The sequence below is a fragment of the Roseovarius aestuarii genome (assembly GCF_019966515.1).
Lineage (GTDB): Bacteria > Pseudomonadota > Alphaproteobacteria > Rhodobacterales > Rhodobacteraceae > Roseovarius > Roseovarius aestuarii.
Map to the genome: position 1 here is coordinate 52,544 of NZ_JAIMIB010000008.1, position 18,313 is coordinate 70,856.

The 18,313-nt window shown below is 59.6% G+C and carries 17 protein-coding genes; 5 read left to right on the forward strand and 12 right to left on the reverse strand.

Annotated features, from left to right (window positions below; translation table 11 throughout):
• Positions 1-74: 74 nt before the first annotated feature.
• The 3 genes from hrpB to LC334_RS11335 all read left to right on the forward strand — a co-directional run bounded on the left by hrpB (position 75) and on the right by LC334_RS11335 (position 4,629).
• Positions 75-2,528: an ATP-dependent helicase HrpB gene (hrpB, locus tag LC334_RS11325; RefSeq protein ID WP_085800659.1), complete on the forward strand. Its 2,454-nt coding sequence runs from the start codon at positions 75-77 to the stop codon at positions 2,526-2,528.
• Positions 2,529-2,601: 73 nt separating this feature from the next.
• The gene (locus LC334_RS11330) at positions 2,602-3,060 is read left to right on the forward strand and encodes an NUDIX hydrolase (protein ID WP_085800660.1); all 459 of its coding nucleotides are present in this window, start codon (positions 2,602-2,604) and stop codon (positions 3,058-3,060) included.
• Between the two features lie 87 nt (positions 3,061-3,147).
• Positions 3,148-4,629 (forward strand): inorganic phosphate transporter, encoded by a 1,482-nt coding sequence (locus LC334_RS11335; RefSeq protein ID WP_085800771.1) that lies wholly within the window; start codon positions 3,148-3,150, stop codon positions 4,627-4,629.
• A gap of 30 nt (positions 4,630-4,659) precedes the next feature.
• On the opposite strand, the gene LC334_RS11340 is transcribed toward LC334_RS11335, so the two are convergent.
• A complete protein-coding gene (locus LC334_RS11340) occupies positions 4,660-5,652 on the reverse strand; it encodes a sterol desaturase family protein (protein WP_085800661.1) in 993 nt (330 codons plus the stop codon).
• A 103-nt stretch (positions 5,653-5,755) separates the two neighbouring features.
• Here LC334_RS11340 and LC334_RS11345 point away from each other — a divergent pair, with 103 nt between their 5' ends.
• Both LC334_RS11345 and LC334_RS11350 read left to right on the forward strand, forming a co-directional pair.
• Entirely contained in the window at positions 5,756-6,688 is a 933-nt protein-coding gene (locus LC334_RS11345) for a LysR family transcriptional regulator (protein WP_176237694.1), read from the forward strand.
• An 84-nt stretch (positions 6,689-6,772) separates the two neighbouring features.
• Positions 6,773-7,849: a PLP-dependent cysteine synthase family protein gene (locus tag LC334_RS11350; protein WP_085800663.1), complete on the forward strand. Its 1,077-nt coding sequence runs from the start codon at positions 6,773-6,775 to the stop codon at positions 7,847-7,849.
• Between the two features lie 63 nt (positions 7,850-7,912).
• Here the strand turns inward: LC334_RS11350 and LC334_RS11355 are convergent, their stop codons facing one another.
• The 11 genes from LC334_RS11355 to LC334_RS11405 form a co-directional block, all read right to left on the reverse strand.
• The gene (locus LC334_RS11355; RefSeq protein WP_085800664.1) at positions 7,913-9,277 is read right to left on the reverse strand and encodes an HD-GYP domain-containing protein; all 1,365 of its coding nucleotides are present in this window, start codon (positions 9,275-9,277) and stop codon (positions 7,913-7,915) included.
• An 81-nt stretch (positions 9,278-9,358) separates the two neighbouring features.
• On the reverse strand, positions 9,359-11,326 hold the full coding sequence (locus tag LC334_RS11360; RefSeq protein WP_085800665.1) for a sensor histidine kinase: 1,968 nt from the start codon (positions 11,324-11,326) through the stop codon (positions 9,359-9,361).
• An 80-nt stretch (positions 11,327-11,406) separates the two neighbouring features.
• On the reverse strand, positions 11,407-12,132 hold the full coding sequence (locus LC334_RS11365; protein WP_139836391.1) for an RES family NAD+ phosphorylase: 726 nt from the start codon (positions 12,130-12,132) through the stop codon (positions 11,407-11,409).
• Positions 12,110-12,490: an antitoxin Xre-like helix-turn-helix domain-containing protein gene (locus tag LC334_RS11370; protein WP_085800666.1), complete on the reverse strand. Its 381-nt coding sequence runs from the start codon at positions 12,488-12,490 to the stop codon at positions 12,110-12,112. The genes LC334_RS11365 and LC334_RS11370 overlap by 23 nt, the downstream gene beginning before the upstream one ends.
• 182 nt (positions 12,491-12,672) lie before the next feature.
• Positions 12,673-13,548 carry a lysophospholipid acyltransferase family protein gene (locus tag LC334_RS11375; protein WP_223412960.1) on the reverse strand — a complete coding sequence of 292 codons (876 nt, stop codon included), beginning with the start codon at positions 13,546-13,548 and terminating at the stop codon, positions 12,673-12,675.
• A gap of 47 nt (positions 13,549-13,595) precedes the next feature.
• A complete protein-coding gene (locus LC334_RS11380; RefSeq protein WP_085800773.1) occupies positions 13,596-13,865 on the reverse strand; it encodes an HPr family phosphocarrier protein in 270 nt (89 codons plus the stop codon).
• Positions 13,866-13,880: 15 nt separating this feature from the next.
• Positions 13,881-14,273 carry a PTS sugar transporter subunit IIA gene (locus tag LC334_RS11385; RefSeq protein ID WP_085800668.1) on the reverse strand — a complete coding sequence of 131 codons (393 nt, stop codon included), beginning with the start codon at positions 14,271-14,273 and terminating at the stop codon, positions 13,881-13,883.
• Complete coding sequence (gene rapZ, locus LC334_RS11390) at positions 14,270-15,208, reverse strand: RNase adapter RapZ (RefSeq protein ID WP_085800669.1); 939 nt, start codon at positions 15,206-15,208, stop codon at positions 14,270-14,272. Before rapZ ends, LC334_RS11385 begins: the two co-directional genes overlap by 4 nt.
• 12 nt (positions 15,209-15,220) lie before the next feature.
• The gene (locus LC334_RS11395; protein WP_085800670.1) at positions 15,221-15,736 is read right to left on the reverse strand and encodes an HPr kinase/phosphorylase; all 516 of its coding nucleotides are present in this window, start codon (positions 15,734-15,736) and stop codon (positions 15,221-15,223) included.
• Positions 15,678-17,384 (reverse strand): sensor histidine kinase, encoded by a 1,707-nt coding sequence (locus LC334_RS11400; protein WP_085800671.1) that lies wholly within the window; start codon positions 17,382-17,384, stop codon positions 15,678-15,680. Before LC334_RS11400 ends, LC334_RS11395 begins: the two co-directional genes overlap by 59 nt.
• Before the next feature lie 2 nt (positions 17,385-17,386).
• The gene (locus LC334_RS11405; protein ID WP_085800672.1) at positions 17,387-18,088 is read right to left on the reverse strand and encodes a response regulator transcription factor; all 702 of its coding nucleotides are present in this window, start codon (positions 18,086-18,088) and stop codon (positions 17,387-17,389) included.
• Between the last annotated feature and the right edge of the window lie 225 nt (positions 18,089-18,313).

Here is an 18,313-nt window from a genome sequence, read left to right on the forward strand (position 1 = left end):
CCTTGGCCGGGGCCGTATTGTCCAGAGCATCGGAGCGGTGGAAACCCGCGGCGACATGTTCGATAAGACAGGGTATGAAAACCGATTTGCCCATTCACGACGCGCTGGACTCGCTGATCGCGGCGTTGCGGACGCAGGGACGCGCTGTTCTTCAGGCGCCGCCCGGCGCGGGCAAAACGACCGTGGTGCCGCTGGCGATGCTTGAGGCCGGGTTGGGCAAGAAACGTATCCTGATGCTGGAGCCCCGCCGGCTGGCGGCCCGCGCGGCGGCAGAGCGGATGGCCGAGACGTTGGGCGAGCCTGTGGGCCGGACTGTGGGTTACCGGGTACGTGGCCAATCTAAAGTGTCCTCCGCGACGCGGATCGAGGTTGTGACCGAGGGCATTCTGACCCGGATGATCCAGTCTGACCCCGAACTTGCCAGCATCGGGGCGGTGATCTTTGACGAATTTCACGAACGATCACTCAATGCCGATCTGGGACTGGCGCTGTGTCTGGAAATCGCAGGCGCGTTGCGCGATGACCTTATCCTCCTGGTGATGTCTGCCACGCTAGATGCAGAGCCGGTCGCAGCGCTGATGGGCGATGCGCCGATGATCACTTCGGAAGGGCGTAGTTTTCCGGTCGAAACCCGCTGGCTCGAACGTCCCCTGCCCAAGCAGCAGCGATTTGAGCAGGCCGCGTGCGATCTGGTCGCCAGCGCGGTTGCCGAAACGAAAGGCGGCGTTCTGGTTTTCCTGCCGGGCGAGGGCGAAATCCGCCGGGTCGAAAGCCTCTTGAAATCCCGCCTGCAGGAGGATTGCCATATCAGCCCGTTATTCGGGGCGATGGATTTCGCGGCCCAGCGTGCGGCGATTGCCCCCTGTGAGGCCGGTCGCAAGATCGTGCTGGCGACATCTATCGCCGAAACCTCGCTGACCATTCAGGATATTCGCGTGGTTGTGGACGGCGGACGGGCCCGGCGAGCGCGCTTTGATCCTGCCAGCGGCATGTCGCGGCTGGTGACCGAACCGGTGACACGTGCCGAGGCAACGCAGCGCGCGGGCCGGGCAGGACGCGTGGCTGAAGGTGTATGCTATCGTCTCTGGACCCGCGGTGAAGAGGGTGCGTTGCAAGCCTATCCACCCGCCGAGATCGAGGTTGCAGACCTGTGCGGTCTGGCGTTGGAGCTGGCGTTATGGGGAGCGTCGCCCGAGGCACTGCCGTTTCTGACAGCGCCCAATCCGGGCGGGTATGTGGAGGCACAGGCGCTGCTTAGCATGCTGGGCGCGCTGGATGCCGAGAACCGGATCACCGATCATGGCCGCGCGCTGGCCGACCTGCCACTGCACCCGCGTCTGGCGCATATGCTTACGGTCGCGGGGTCAAAGGCGGCGCCTCTGGCGGCGCTGTTGGCGGATCGAGACCCGCTTTCGCGTGGCGCGCCGGTGGACCTTTCGCTGCGTCTTGCCGCGATCCGGGATTTTCGTGCCTATTCTGATCGGTATCCCTTTCAGGCCAACCGACCGGCAGCTGAACGTATCAAGCAGGAGGCGAAACGCCTGCAGGATAGGGCAAAATTCACGGATACTGCGCTGAGTGACGCTGAAATGGCCGCGCTTGCCTATCCTGATCGTGTCGGCTTGCGTCGGAAGGGGGACGTGCCGCGCTATGTCCTTTCGGGTGGGAAAGGCGCTGTGCTGCCTGATGGTGACGACCTGTCCGCCACGCGGTTGATCGTTGTGACCGATCTGGATGGTGACCTGCGCGAGGCGCGCATCCGGCAGGCTATCGCCATATCCGAGGCCGAGCTGCGCGGTCTTTTTGCGGATCAGATCGCTTGGCACGAGGTTTGCGCATGGTCCAAACGCGACCGTCGGGTCACGACACGGCGGCACGAACGGTTCGGCGCGCTGGTGCTGGATGACCGGCAGTGGAAGGATGCGCCGGGGGATGCGATTGCCAGCGCGATGCTGGACGGGGTGCGTGAACTTGGTCTGAACTGGTCCGAGGCGGCCCGCCGTTTCGCCGCGCGTGTAGAACTGGTGCGCGATGCCGGGCAGGGTCTGCCGGACATGTCCGATATGGCGCTGATGGAATGCCTGGACGACTGGTTGCTACCCTTTCTCGATGGCGTCACCACCGCGCAGGACTGGAAGAAATTCGACATGCTCGATGCCCTGCGGGGCCGGTTGACATGGGAGCAGATGCAGGCACTGGATGCGGCGGCACCGGCGCATTTTATCACGCCATTGGGGCGTAAGATTCCAATAGATTACAGCGGAGAGGCGCCCGGGATCAGCCTGCGCCTGCAGGAGATGTTCGGGCAAACCACCCATCCGCGCGTGGGTCGCACGCCGCTGCGTGTGACACTTCTGTCGCCCGCCGGGCGTCCTTTGCAAACCACGATGGATATTCCCGGTTTCTGGTCCTCGTCCTATGCCGATGTGCGCAAGGACATGCGCGGGCGCTACCCAAAGCATCCGTGGCCCGAAGATCCGACCCGGGCCGATCCGACCTTGCGGGCGAAACGGCGCGGCGGTTCCTGATTTGTGTTTTTTCAGATTCATGTTATAACCGACTGATAATAATAAATTAACCTGAGCAGGTACGAGAAGAGACATGACCAATGCGATGAAGAAAGCCTGGACCGGGCTGGTCCAACCGCTGTTGCAGCGCCCCCGGCAATTTCAGGTAGCGGCGCTTTGCTATCGCGAGGTTGAGGGCCGCACCGAGGTGTTGTTGATCACCAGCCGTGACACCGGTCGCTGGATCCTGCCCAAGGGTTGGCCGATGGACGGGATGGATGCGCCCGATGCCGCGCTCAAGGAAGCCTGGGAAGAGGCGGGTGTGAAAACCGGTGATCTGGATAAAGACCCGATCGGCGCGTTCGACTATGAAAAACGGCTGGATGATGGCTACGAATCGCCGGTTCACGCTCAGGTCTACAAGGTCAAAGTTGTCGAAATGACCGACGAGTTTCCCGAAGCGGATGAACGTAGTCTCAGCTGGTTTACCCCTGATGAAGCTGCAAATAAGGTGAAAGAGCCGGGATTGCAGGAAATTCTGCGGCAAATTTGACGAGCAGTGGGGATTCTTGAACTGCCCTGTTGAACTGAATCACTTTCCCGATTAGCGGTTTGCCAACGCTATCGCCGGGGGATGACAGTGGCCGACAGACCAAGCAGCAAACAGTGGCAGACACTGGACAAGGATCTTGGGCGTATTTCCCAGGTTGAATATGCCACTGCCTATGTCTCTCGTCCGCTGGTTGGACCGGGGATCGCCCTTATTTTCATGGTCCTGGCTGGTCTGGCGGCGGGGATTTTCTTCGGCCAGTTTCCGTCGAATTTTGTTGTGGTCGCGGCGGCCGTGGTCGGGGCCTACATGGCCCTCAACATTGGCGCCAATGACGTTGCCAACAATATGGGCCCGGCGGTGGGAGCAAACGCGCTGTCGATGGGCGGGGCGATTGCCATCGCGGCGATTTTCGAAAGTGCAGGCGCGTTGCTGGCGGGGGGCGATGTGGTCTCGACCATCTCCAAGGGCATCATCGATCCCTCGGGCATGGCGGAGACGCGGGTGTTCATCTGGGCGATGATGGCGGCGCTTTTCTCGGCGGCGCTGTGGGTCAATTTGGCCACGAAAGTGGGTGCGCCGGTGTCGACTACCCATTCTGTGGTGGGCGGCGTCATGGGCGCGGGCATCGCCGCTGCCGGCTTTGCCGCCGTCAACTGGCCGACAATGGGCAAGATCGCGGCCAGCTGGGTCATTTCGCCAGTGCTGGGCGGCGCGATTGCGGCGGCCTTTCTGGCGCTGATCAAAAGCCGGATCATCTACCAGGAGGACAAGATCGCCGCCGCGCGCAAATGGGTACCCATCCTGGTAGGTATCATGGCCGCCGCCTTTGCTGCCTATCTGGCGCTGAAAGGCTTGAAACGGATCATCAAGATTGACATCGGCACGGCGCTGCTTATTGGCCTGGTGATCGGCATGCTCACCTATTTCATCACCCGCCCGATGATCCGCCGCCAATCCGAGGGGATGGAGAACCGCAACAAATCACTGAAAGTGCTTTTTGGCCTGCCACTGGTTTTTTCCGCCGCCCTTCTGTCCTTTGCGCACGGGGCCAATGACGTGGCCAACGCGGTCGGGCCACTGGCGGCGATCGTGCATGCCACCGATGCGGGCAACTTTGCCGACAAGGTGGCCATCCCCAGCTGGGTCATGGTGATCGGCGCCTTCGGAATCTCGTTCGGGCTGTTTCTTTTTGGCCCCAAGCTGATCCGAATGGTCGGAAACCAGATCACCAAGCTCAATCCGATGCGGGCCTATTGTGTGGCTTTGTCGGCGGCCATTACGGTGATCGTGGCAAGCTGGCTGGGCCTGCCGGTCAGCTCGACCCATATCGCCGTGGGCGGAGTGTTTGGTGTCGGATTTTTCCGCGAATGGCATATGGAGCGTCGCCGCCGCAACGCCAATATCGCCCGGCCAGCAAAGCTGACCATCGCCCCGGAGGAGCGCCGCCGCCGCAAGCTGGTACGTCGCAGTCATTTCATGACCATCGTTGCGGCCTGGGTCGTCACCGTGCCTGCCGCAGCGCTCATGTCGGCAGTGATCTTTTTCTTCCTGAACGCAGTCACGGGCTGAACCCGATCCGCGCGTGGGCGGGTCGCGGATCTAACTCCGTCGCTGCCTCCGTTCCTTGAGCCGTTCATGGGCCTCGGGCGTACCGTCGTGGAACGAGCCGAACCATTTGTCCCAGGGCATTTCAAGGTTGCCGTAATTGACCTCGAAATAGCGGTGATGCATCTGGTGGTGAAAGGTGCCCAATGCAAGCTGTTTACGGTCCCGTACAAGAAGGTTCTCAAAGCCGGTATGCGAGGTTGCCGCCGTCAGCGACTGGTGCTGCATATGAAACAGGATATGCAGCGGGTGCGCGGGCACGAGGAAGTGGATGAGGATCGAACTGAAGAAGATCAGGTGCTCGACGGGATGCATCGACAGGCCCGACCACGGCCCGACATTGACATTGCGATGATGCAGCGCATGGGCCAGCCGGTAGAGCGGCCCCCAATGCAGCGCCCGGTGCACCCAGTAGAAGTGGAAGGATATCCACACCGGCGTCAGCAGGAAGATAGCGATGAACCAGACCGGATGCGCGGCAAAGTCCAGCACTGGTGCCCATCCATTGCCGATCGCCCATAACAGCAACACTTCGTAGGCCGTCCAGAAACCCACGCCGCTGGTCAAGGACCAGAACATATTGTCGCGCACCTGCCCACCAAAGCTGAACTGTCTGCCTTTGAGCATCAGGTCACGCTTGTCATATTTCAGGCGCATCCCCTGGCCCTTGCGCTTGTAGAAGAACCAATGCAGCCCACCGGCCACCATGAGCATCAGCACCATGTTGCGCAGCCAGATACCGATGATCCAACCGGGTGAGAGCGTCGCTGCGGTCTCAAGCGAGGGCGAAAGCCAGGTCCAGCAGATCAGCGCAATGCCAAGAATGACCACGTTCTCTGCAATGCCCAGCCAGCGCGTGGCGACCCAACTCACCATCCGTTTCGGGTCTGGGGGCCAGCTGAAAAACGGCGATGCTTTGATCGGCACCTGCGGCACATGATGCCAGCCGGGCAGGGTTGGGACGGTCGGTTCTGGGCTGTCTTGCATGGCGGCGCTCCGGTTGCTGGTGCGCATACTATGTCACGCTGAAATTAATTGGAAAAATAGAATTAAAAACGATAGTAAATCTAAAAATCAGAGGAATAGATGCATGGTACAAGATTTGCGCCTGTCCTTGCGTGCAATCCGGGCCTACGTTGCGGTTGTTGATCACGGCACGATCACGGGCGCGGCGAAAGAAATGAATGTCGCCGCATCGGCTGTTGCTGCCGGGGTGGATCAGGTCGAGGCCGAGTTTGGCGCTGACCTGCTGATCCGGACGCGGGCTCGTGGCATCGCCGCCACGGCCGAGGGGCGCGATATTGCCGCGCGGTTTCGTGCGTTGCTTGAAGACTATGCCGATGTGATGGATCATGGGCGGGCGCTGGCCCAATCGCTGAGTGGCGTGTTACGCATAGGCTACTATGCCCCGGTTGCCCCGGCGTTTCTACCGGGGGTGCTACACCCGATATTGCGGGACAATCCGGCACTCAGGCTGGCGCTGCACGAGCACGATAACGATACTGTGCAGGACGGACTGCTGAGCGGGCAGTTGGATCTGATTCTCTTTGCCGGGCAGGATCTGCGCAGCGGCATTGAAACCAGAGTGCTGCTTGATCTGCCACCTTATGTTTTGGCACCAGCCGGGCACCCGCTGGACGGTGCCACGCCTCTCTCTTTATCGGATGTCGCGCAATATCCCATCATCCAGCTGGATCGCCCGCTGGCACGGCCCTATCAGGAACGATTGTTTCGGCAGCAAGGATTGAAACCTGACATCGTGGCCCGGGTTGACAGCACCGAAATGGTGCGCAGCCTGGTGGGGGTCGGCGCCGGGATTTCCATACTGGCGATGCGGCCCCTGATCGATATTAGCTATGGTGGAGACAAGATCCGCGCGCTGCCACTGGACCCGGCGCTGCCTAAGCTCCAGCTGTTTGCGGGTCATGTAAAAGGCCGTCCGCGCAAGCCGGTGCAGGTCGTGCTGGAAGCGCTGGTCGATTTTGCCGCGACCCCAGAAGCCCGGCGGCTGATTTGCAATTGAAAGGATTGATACACGCAAGTTGCTGGCCGCGTTCGTTTTGATCCGCTAGCGTCAAGAAATTGCAACCAAACGGGGGTTTTTAGAATGGCAGAGAATGAAATTCGCCGCACTGAAGGGCGCGGCAGGCTTTTTGATAGCGTTCTGGACACAATCGGCGATACGCCGGTCATTCGGGTCAACAATCTGGCACCTGAGGGGGTGCGGATGTATGTGAAGGCCGAGGCGTTCAACCCGGCCGCATCGGTCAAGGACCGGTTGGCGGTCAACATCATCGAGGCGGCCGAGCGGAGCGGCGCCCTGAAACCCGGTCAGACCGTGGTCGAGGCCACGAGCGGTAATACCGGGATCGGACTGGCGATGGTCTGCGCGCAAAAGGGTTATCCGCTGGTGGTGACCATGGCCGACAGTTTCTCGATCGAGCGTCGGCGCCTGATGCGCATTCTGGGCGCCAAGGTGGTGCTGACACCGCGCGCCGAAAAGGGTCTTGGGATGTACAAAAAGGCGGTTGAACTGTCCGAGGCGCATGGCTGGTTCCTGGCGCATCAGTTTGAAACCGAGGCCAATGCCGATATTCACGAGGTCACGACCGCGCGTGAAATCATGGCGGATTTCGACGGTGAGCGACTGGATTATCTGGTGACCGGCTACGGCACAGGCGGCACCGTTACCGGCATCGGTCGGGTGCTGCGCAAGGAACGGCCCGACACCAAGATCATCCTGACCGAACCTGCCAATGCGGCGATCGTCAGCAGCGGCCATGCTCAGGAGCGGCTTCCTGACGGAGCGCCCGCAGTCAGTCATCCGGAGTTCGAACCGCACCCGATACAGGGCTGGACCCCTGATTTCATTCCGCTGGTGCTGCAGGAGGCGATAGATGGCGGGCTTTACGATGATCTGATCCCGGTGCCGGGGCCCGAAGGCATCAAATGGGCCCGCGAACTGGCGAGCAAAGAGGGGATTTTTACCGGCATTTCCGGCGGGTCGACCTTCGCCGTCGCCATGGGAGTGGCGGAAAAGGCGGCGCCCGGCTCGGTTATTCTGGCGATGTTGCCTGATACCGGCGAGCGTTACATGACGACGCCACTTTTCGAGGGTATCCCCGAGGATATGTCAGATGAAGAGGCTGAAATCTCGCGCTCTACTCCTGGATTTCAGATGTAAGATATCCGGCGCAGTTGTTCCCAAAATGAGCGGCTGCGCCGCGCTTGATGGTTGATTTGGTGATCAACTTTTGGCGATGGCATCCTGAAGGGCGGCATAGCAGTCAATGTCGATGGCGCAACCGACCATATCATCCATAATGCTAAGGGCCTTTTCCAGCGGCATTGCCGGACGATAGGGACGATCGGCGGTGAGCGCGTCGAAGATATCGGCAACCGTCAGGATACGCATGTCACGCGTCAGATCTTCGGCAGACATCCCGTCGGGATAACCCTTGCCATCAAGTCGTTCATGGTGGGCCGCGGCGGTGACGGCCATGTCCTGAAACACCGATACACGGCTCAGGATTTCCTTGCTCATGACGGGATGCAGCTTGATCAGATCGAACTCGGTATCCGTCAGGCTGCCGGGCTTGTCGAGAATGGTGTTCGAGATGCCCAGCTTGCCGATATCATGCAGTAGCGCCGCCCGCGCCATCCAGCGGCGCCGTTCGGTTGAATATCCCATCTCGGCGCAGATCGAATCGGTGTATTGGGCCACTCGTTCGGAATGTCCGTGGGTGAACGGGCTTTTCGCGTCGATCACCTGCGCGAAGGCAGACGCGATCTCGTCAAGGTAATCCTCATCCACGACGCGGCCGGTATGCGCGGGTTCGCTGGCAAAAACGAGCGCCTCAAGCTCTGGATCGTTGAACTCTGCTTCAAAATCAGGACGAAGAAGCAGCTCTATGAAGACAGGGACCAGATCAGGATCGAACCAGTGTCCTGACCGGGTTTTAAGTTCGGCGATGGCCGCATCCACGCCCAGCTCGGCCATGAAGACATCAACGACCTGCGCCAGAAGTGCGATCCGGGAATAAAGCGGGATCTCCACGCCACGCAGACCAGCCGGACGCCCGCCACCATCCCAATGTTCATCAAGCCCGGCGATGGCCTCGGCCACATCCTCGGAAAACCGCATCATACGGGCAATCTCGGCCCCGCGGTCACAACGGACCTGCATCACCTCGCCGACGATATCGTCGGAATTCTTCAACACATTGGACACCGCCCTGAGACGCTGTACCAGCCCGGATTGCGACGCCGTATGGTTGAGCAGAAACTCCAGCCCCTGCCGGGCAGAGCTGTCGACCAGTTTGAAATCCCTTTTGAACCTTATGTCATCAGTCAGATAGAGTGCGCAAATCCGAGCGGCGTTCGAGCTACATCCCAGATCCTTGAGTAGCAGGGTGAAATAGAGATCGGAAAGCTGGGTTGGTGTCAGATCAAGTACCTGGGCTACCTGCATGCCGAGCCAGCAGCACCGCACGCAATGCCCGTTGGGCTGGCCCTCGGTCAGATCCAGCGCATGGCTGAGCGCCCCGAGGATTTCGCCGAGGCGGACCACAGTGGTGGCAGATGCAATGCTGAACTGGTGATGAGATTGCATGGGCGGAGACTGAACCGGAATTGAAACTGATAACTGTCCGCCAAACTAATCCATACGGGCTAAATTTCGGTTACCCGGGGTTCAAGCGGCAGCTTCGTCCACCGCTTCACCTGGTAGCCAGACCGTAAAGACGGCGCCGCCCTCCGGCCTGTTGGCGACCGAGATCAGACCGTTGGCGTTCTGGATAAGCGTCTGACTGACCGAAAGGCCCAATCCCGTGCCCTCGCCCAGCTTGGTGGTAAAAAACGGATCGAACACGGTTTTCAGCTTTTCCTCGGCAATGCCAGGCCCGGTGTCCGCTATGACGAGCTGAGCGCCCGACAGCCCGTCGCGCGCGGTGGTTGAGATACCAATTTCCAGAGCGCCGCTGCCCTGCATCGCCTGAACCGCGTTGACGATGAGGTTGATGATCACCTGCTGTAACTCACCAGGATTAATCCGCACCGGCGGAGCTTCGGCTCGGCTGATCGATACCTCGACATCGCCCTTGGTGATCACGTGATCCACCAGCACCAGACAATCGTCCAGCACTCCGGCGATATCGACGCTTTCCTCAAACGTGCCAAATTCCGTAGGGCGGGCAAATTGTAGCAGCTTGCCGACAATGGCATTGATCCTGCCCACCTGCTGATCAATCAGCGCCAGTTCTGTCATTACCGGCTGTGCCCCGTCGCCTAACGTCTGGCGGATCACATCGACATTACCCTGGATGACCGCGACCGGGTTGTTGATCTCGTGTGCGACCCCGGCGGTGATTTCCCCGATCGAGGCCAGCTTTTCGCTCATCACCAGTTGCTGATAGGTGGCTTCGAGTTTTTCATTGGCCTCACGCAACTCTGCGGTGCGTTCATTGACACGTACATTCAGTTCATCCGCCCAGTCGCGCAGCTTGCGGTCGCGCTCCTGTACCTGATCCAGAAGCGTATCGAGGTGCGCCGCAACGGTGCCGATCTCATCCTTTGATGCCACGGGTCCGATGCGGGCCCCCAACTCGCCGGTTTCGACCTTTTCCATGGTTTTGGTCATGCGTTCCAGCGGCGAAAATATCCCTCCTGCCAGTCGCAGAAAAAGCGGGACCGTCAATGCCAGGATCAAGGCAAAGGCGGCAAATATCAGGATATAGGCGCTGCGTTTGGCGGCGGTGAACGGGGCCTCCAGAAAACCCACATAGAGCATTCCCACCCGATCCCCGAAGCTGTCGATCAACGGCAGATAACCCGAGATATACCATTCATTGACCACGAAAGCGCTATCGAGCCAGGTCAGCCCCTCGTCCAGCACCTTGCCGCGCACTGCGGCCGATACACGGGTACCCAATGCGCGTGAGCCCTCGAACAGCCGGACATTGGTCGACACCCGCACATCTTCAAGAAACAGCGTCGCCGTGCCCAGCCGGTCACCTTCTGCGCCGTCGGAATGGTAGACCAGCGCGTTGATGGTATCGATGAAATCAAGATTGCGGTTGAGAAGAACACCGCCCACCAGCACGCCTAACCGCCCCGGAACACGCACATCCGTGGCGGTGTGCACCACCATGCCTCGGTCCTCAACTGTGCGGTCGGTGGGCACTGCGGCTTCGGTTTCGATCAGGGGCAGGCGTGCCTTTTTGGCTAGGTCCGGCGCAAGTGCGGCCAGATCTTCGCCTGAGAAGATGTCGATTTCACTGCCGCTTTTGCCCCCTGCTGCAGCCCTGATGACCGGCCAGGTGGCTGCGACCTCCCGCGCCTTTCCAAGCGGCAGGTAATAGAGGAAGTCCAGCTGTAAAATCTCGCGCTGTTTTTCAAGATACGCGGTAAACCCCTCATTGGGCAGCGCGGCCGCCGATTGGAAATCAACGGATCTGGCCAGGCTTTCCACATCACCGCCGGTGGTCACGAGGATCTGCTGCATGTATTGCTCGGCGATGCGCAGATCGCTTGCCACGTTGGCGATCAACACGTCGTCATAGTTTGCCGACCAGCGGCTGATTGCAAGCACAAGCAAGAGCGGCATCAACACCACAAGGGGCAGCAGCGCCAATATAAGTAATCTGAGGCGAACGGAATTCATCGGGCAGGGGACTCGACTGTCATTGCCCCAAGCTTATCGCCAAGCCGCGCGCCGGGCAAATCACATGCGCAGGTGTCGTGTCAGCCGGGGTGATGCAGCTGCGTATCGCCAACGACAAACTGATGTCGTTGACGCAGGGTCTCACAATGCGCCCGCACCAGTTTGGGTGTCAGCATCAGGTGCCAGGTCTGGCTGGCAATCGGGGCAGGTTGCGCGAAACCGGCGCAATCCAGCACCGCCACGTTGGCGCCGTGATCCGGATGCCGGACAGAGCTGTAGCGGATCGCCTGGCAGCCTGTCGCGCGCGCTTGATCTGCCAGATCCAAACAGTCGCCGTAATCATGCGGGTCGTCCCACCGTCCCTGATCCGCCATCTCCGGGGCTATCAGGTCAAGCGCGGCGGTCGTCCTGATATCTGCCATAACTGCCGTATGCTCCACCGGCCAGCGCGGCAGGGGCGTGTCGGCGGAGGCCGCGAAAAAGCGCAGATTACCCCAGATGCTTTCAGCCACGGCGGTCATTACCTTTTCCGAGCCATACCAGACGCCGGGGGTCGTCCCTGCCCGGCGAAACCGAGAGGCCCTCGGATAGCGGCCATAGCGGAAGGGTGACCAGAATTGATAATCCAGATGCTGACAGGGGGTGGGAACCGGTGGTTTGGCTGCTTCCAGCACCTCTTCCAGCACGGATTGTTCCTCGTCGGTATCGACAATCCGCATGGTCGAGGCGCGGTATTGCCCTTCGATCACACGCCAGAGATTGGCGCGATAGGGCGGGAAGCTGTCAGGTAGGCGCACGGGCGGCATCGAGGTAATTCATCACCGTCACCAGCCCGGTGGCCTGTGCCAGCATTTTGCGTGGAACGCCGTTCAGATCGTCATTGCCGTTTCCCATCCAGCCACGGATCGTATCCGGGTCTGCACCGGCAATGGTGTCGAGAGAGCGGAAAATGCGGATAATACAGGTCGCCAGCTCAAAGGGCTTGCCCTGCAGGGCATATCCACCGCCCTTCATGCGTGAAACCGTGGCCTCACTCACGCCGATGGCCTGCGCCAGATCGCGTTGGGACAAGCCCAATTCCTGAGCCGCGTTGAAGGCAGCTTTGGCAACGACACGACCTGGTTCAGGATTTATGTTGTCTATACGTTCAGCAAGCGCGTTCATTCAAAAACCTTTCTACAGAAATTTATATAGCATATATTTCCAAGGAATTCAATATTTGCCTCGTTACCCCGGCATATCAAGTATGGGAATTACATTTACGTCTCACTGCCCGAGGAGGCGGCCGGAGGCCAACGACGAGATATCCGGTGCGCGCGCAGCGCACTCAATCTGTTAATGGAAGTTCAGTCAGCCAGCGATAAAGTGTGTTCGCGCAGCCAAGTCATGAAACCACGCGGATCGGTTTCCAGCATCTTCATGCGCTCGTCACTGACAGGCTCGCCGACCACGGGTTTTTGCGGTTTGTTGCAGCTGTGAACGACCTCATGCAGCAGCAAACCCTGTCGTAACGTGGCGGAAATCCGGTTGGCCATCTGGTACCAGCGCGAATTGGCGCCCGGAAAATAGATCGGCACGACCTTGGCGCCCGACCGGCGGATCATCTGTGCGGTAAACACATTCCACTCCCGCTCGATCGCGGGGCCGAACAAAGTGTCTGATGACGCGACCACGCCGGAGGGGAAAACACTGATCAACCCGCCTTCTTTAAGGTGTGCCATCGCCTTGGCGCGCATCTCAACGGATTTACGCTGCGCGTCCGGTTCATGCGGGAAGGGAACAGAAATCATATACGAGGCCGCTACCTCATCAATGCCGGTCAGAAGCGCACGGGTCAGGATCTTGTAGTCATTGCGTCGCTGGCCAATCAGATCGGCGAGGATCATCCCGTCTACCAGCCCGTGCGGATGGTTCGACACCGCCACCACCGGGCCGGTTGGCGGAATGTTTTTCACCTCAGCATCAGGCGTTTCCAGATCAATGCCCATCGTGCCCAGGGCCGCCCGCCAGAACGCCTGGCCTGTTGGGGCGCCACGCTTTTCAAATTTGCGGATCATCCGGATGATCGTGATCTTGCCGGTCATCCATTCAATCGTGCGAATGATCAGCGACGTGACCGGAGTGTCAAAGGAATTGGCGTAAGTCAGGCTGCGGCGGTCATAGGTGGTGAAATTCACCTCTTCGCCGGATGCATCAAACCCGCTGTCCTGCTGCTTTTGCACCAAAAGGTCTGCCCCTGTTTCCCCGCCTGCCGCGCTCAGGCGCGCCGTTACATGTCTTCGCCAAACCGGTCGGCGATAAGGGCTTCGACGGCATTGGCCATCGCCTCTGCATCGGGCCCGGAGATTTGCACGTCAATAGTGGTTCCTTTCGATGCTGCCAACATCAAAAGCCCCATGATACTATCGGCACCGGTGGACAAGCCATTCTGTGACACTTCCGCCGTAGCGTCAAACCCTTCCGCCACTTCCACCAGCTTGGCGGCGGCGCGGGCATGCAGCCCCTTTTCATTCACGATTTTCAGCTGCCGTGTAATCATTTCTGACATGGATCGTTATTCCGCCGTTACATTATGGCTGTCTATATATTTGCGCCCCGCATCCAATGCGGCACGCACGGCCTCGGGGACCGTCAGGTGGCGGCTCTTGGCCAACTTGATCAACATCGGCAGATTGGCGCCATAGAGAATACGGCGGTTTTCCGGCGCGCAGGCCCGAAGTGACAGGTTAGATGGCGAGCCGCCAAACAGATCAACCACGATCACGACCCCCTCACCGGTATCCACCTCATTCGCCGCGATGCAGATCTCGGCCTCTTTTGCCGCGCGATCATGCTCACCCTCTATGATAATTGCCCGTACGCCCTGTTGGGCACCAACTACATGTTCGATGGCCCGCAGATACTCCGGCGCGAGCCCGCCATGTGCCACGATCACAATACCGATCACCGCTTAATCACTCCTTGGTCGTCCCCCAGGGCGTCACCGCCCGCGACCTGCCTGGCGGGTTCCGTTGCCCGCCGCTCCAGTTCGCGATGCCTAATTGACACCTGCCAGCCGCTCTCTGCAAGGGCTTTGGCCAATGTTTCTGCCATTGCGACGCTGCGATGCTGCCCGCCGGTGCAGCCAAATCCGATCGAGAGGTAAGCCTTGCCTTCTGCCTTGTAGGCGGGCAGCAGCAATCCCGCCAGATCCAGCACCTTGGCACGAAATGGCTCGAACCGTTCATCCTCCCGAATATACGAGGCAACCGCGTCCACCCGGCCATCAAGGCTGCGTAGACTTTCCTCCCAATAGGGATTGCGCAGAAACCGGCAGTCCAGCACCATGTCCAACCCCCGGGGCAGACCGCGCTTGTAGGAAAACGACTGCACTGAAACTGACAGATCGCTGCCTTTTCTGGCGCTGAACCACAATTCCAACTCGGTTCGCAGGTCGTGTGGTGACATCTCGGATGTGTCGATCAGATGGTCGGCGCGCGCTCGGATCGGCACCAACAAGTCAAATTCTCGTGCAATCCCGATATCGGGCGTTTCCGCCGGAGCCAGCGGGTGACGGCGCCGTGTCTCGGAAAACCGTCTGAGCAGCACATCGGCGCTGCAATCCAGGTAGAGCACCTGCATCGGCACCGGGCTCAGCCCGCCCATGCTGTCGATCACTTCGATCAGTGCATTGGTCGAAAAATCCCTGTTTCGGGTGTCGACGCCAAGCGCCATAGGTTTGTCCGGCACCGGCCCGTCCAGCAAGCGGGGCAGCAGCGACAGGGGCAGGTTGTCGATTGCCTCATAACCCATATCCTCAAGCGCCCGAATGGCCGAACTGCGTCCGGCCCCGGAAGGACCGGTCACAAGAACGAGGCGGTTTGCGGCGTGTGCCTGCGTCATGGCGGGTGTCCTTCAGGAGATGCGTCCATGTTCAAGATATGACAGGATGGCCGCAGGGAAATGGGGCATGGCGACTTTTCTTAGCAGCGGAAGCGTGACCCCCAATAGTGCTTCTTCCCGCTGGGGGGGTAAGCGCTCGGTCTCCTCGGTGTCCATGTCGATGATCAGAGCTAGGGGAGTCGGCCCCGCCGGGGCCGCGGCGAGAATGCCTACGCCCCGCGCCTCGATCTTGCCGCGAATGCTTTGGGGAACGTCGGCGATGAGTATGTCGCCCGTGCGCCTGATCGTCGTGCGGTCATCCGCCACCAGTTGCGCCCCCAGAGCAATCAGTTGCAGTGCCAGGGTGGATTTGCCACTGCCCGATGCGCCGCGGATCAGCGCCGCGCGCGAGCGATAGGCAATAGTGGTGGCATGCAGCGGCGAGAGTGTGCGTGGGGTATGGGGATCAGGTGCCGTGGCGATCACGGGCTCAGACCGGCAGGCCCACGACAAAACGCGCGCCCAGAGGGTCCGAGGTGATGTCAGCATCGGTCGGGCGGATGTTTTCCGCCCAGATCACGCCGTCATGCGCCTCGACAATCTGCTTCGAAATCGCCAGGCCCAGCCCGGAGTTGTTGCCGAAATCGCCTTCGAGTCGCTCCGAATAAAAACGCTGGAACACCTTTGTGAGGGCCTGATCCGGAATGCCGGGTCCGGTATCTTCAACCACGACCAGCACGCGGTTTTCGCGTTTGCGGGCCCAGAGGCGGATTGCATCTCCATCTTCGCAGAAACTGATCGCATTGGTGATCAGGTTGACGAAAACCTGCGCCAGCCGTCCTTCCAGCCCGGTGATCACGATCGGCTGATCGGGAAAGTCGGTGATGAAATCGATGCCCTTCTTACTGGCTTCTTCACCCAGGTAATGTCCCAGATTGCTCAGCATGCCGATAAGATCAAAGGCTTCCTGCTCTTCCTTGACCAGTTCGCTGTCCAGTCGCGAGGCGTTCGAGATGTCGCTGACCAGACGATCCAGTCGCCGCACGTCGTGCTCGATCACTTCCAGCAATTTTTCTCGCTGATCATCGCGTTTGGCCACCCGCATAGTGCCCACCGCACTGCGTAGGCTGGCCAGTGGGTTTTTGATTTCATGGGCCACGTCAGCGGCGAACTGTTCGTTGCTGTCAATTCGGTGGTACAGTGCCGAAACCATGCCGCGTAACGCCCCGCTCAGACGTCCGATTTCGTCGGGCCTGGCGGTCAGATCAGGTATGCGGATACGCCCGGCATTGCCGTTGGAATGCTTGCGGTCGCCACCGATTTCCGCCGCAGAGGCCAGATCAGCCAGCGGGTTGGCAATGGTCGAGGCCAGGATCAGGCTAAGCCCGACACTGACAAGCGTGGCGATCACGAACATCTGTAACACGCGTTCACGCTCCGACGATACGAGGTTATCGATCTCACCCGATGCACTGACCAGCGCCACCACGGCCACCGGCTTATCCCCTTGCATTACCGGGGTGGAAACGGAAAACACCGTGCCCAGAAGAATATCGCCTGAGGAGACCTGCGTGCCCTCGGACAACGTTTTTTCGACCAAGGCGCGCGCTTGCTCTTCGATCGAGGGCGGTGTCTGGTTTCTGGAGAAAGATGAGAAGGGTGCCGACACCATACCCCAGAGCTGTGACAACGCGTCGGTGATGACGGTGGGCCGCTCTTCGGGTTCGTCGCTGCGTTGCGACTGACCGACGATGTGGCCGGAAACGCGGCCTCCGGGGTCAAATACATACACTTCGACGCCCGACCGGATATCAAGCCCCTGCAGTGTCTCACCAACATCCACGCCGTCGCCGGTGCCCAAATTGACGGGTGCATCCGCTGGCAACTGGGCCTCGAATACATCGGCGATCAGTTCCACCTCACCCACAAGGCTGTTGGCGCGTTGCAGTGCGAGGCTGTCACGAGACGAATTCAGATAGAGAATGCCCGCGACCAGGACATTGAGGGCGATAAGGTTGAAGGTGACGATCTTGCGCGTCAGTGACGATTCCCTGAGTGAAAACTTGCGCCGGCGCTCGCGGCGGTAGCGCAGTTCGTCCTCGACATTCTTGGGGGCCACGAAATCGTCGCCCAGAACAACATCACCGTCCCGATGGGGGGTCAGATCGCGCACGTTCGTCCTCTCGGTCAGGGTCACACCTACTCTTCGTTATACCGGTACCCGATACCATAGAGCGTTTCGATCGCCGAAAATTCGTCATCGACCATCCGCAGTTTCTTGCGCAGCCGCTTGATATGACTGTCAATCGTGCGGTCGTCGACATAGACCTGATCGTCATAAGCGACGTCCATTAGCTGATCGCGGGACTTCACAAAGCCGGGACGCTGTGCCAGTGCCTGCAGCAGCAGGAATTCCGTAACCGTCAGCGAGACATCCTGACCTTTCCAGGCGACCGCGTGCCGCAATGGATCCATCCGCAGATCACCGCGTTCGATCACCTTGGTTTCTTCAGTGTCACCGACGACATCTCCTGCCACCGCATCCTGGCGGCGCAACAATGCGCGAATACGTTCCACCAGCAGCCGTTGCGAGAAGGGTTTCTTGACGTAATCATCTGCGCCCATGCGCAGGCCAAGGACCTCGTCAATCTCGTCATCCTTCGAGGTCAAGAAAATGACCGGCATCGAGGATTTCTGCCGCAGCCGCTGCAACAGATCCATTCCGTCCATCCGGGGCATCTTTATATCAAGCACCGCCATATCGGGCAGTTTCTTGCTGAATGCATCAAACGCCTGCTGGCCGTCATTATAGGTTTCCACCTCGAAACCTTCGGCCTCTAGGGTCATCGAAACCGATGTCAGAATATTCCTGTCATCGTCCACAAGGGCGATTTTCGACATGGGAGCTTTCCTTTTACTGCTTTTGTTACCTGCTTATTTTTTTCGGCATTATGCGCTTTTTTACACTTTGCAATCAATCCCAAAGTGCGAATCGCCCTGTTTCACTGTCTCAATTGGGACACAAATGTTTTAGGAATGACTAAATTGGCTCACTTTCGTTTACGATGCCGCAGCTCTGGTTGCGCTAACTTTCGTTTGATTGCGCTAACTTTGCCAAACCGTCCT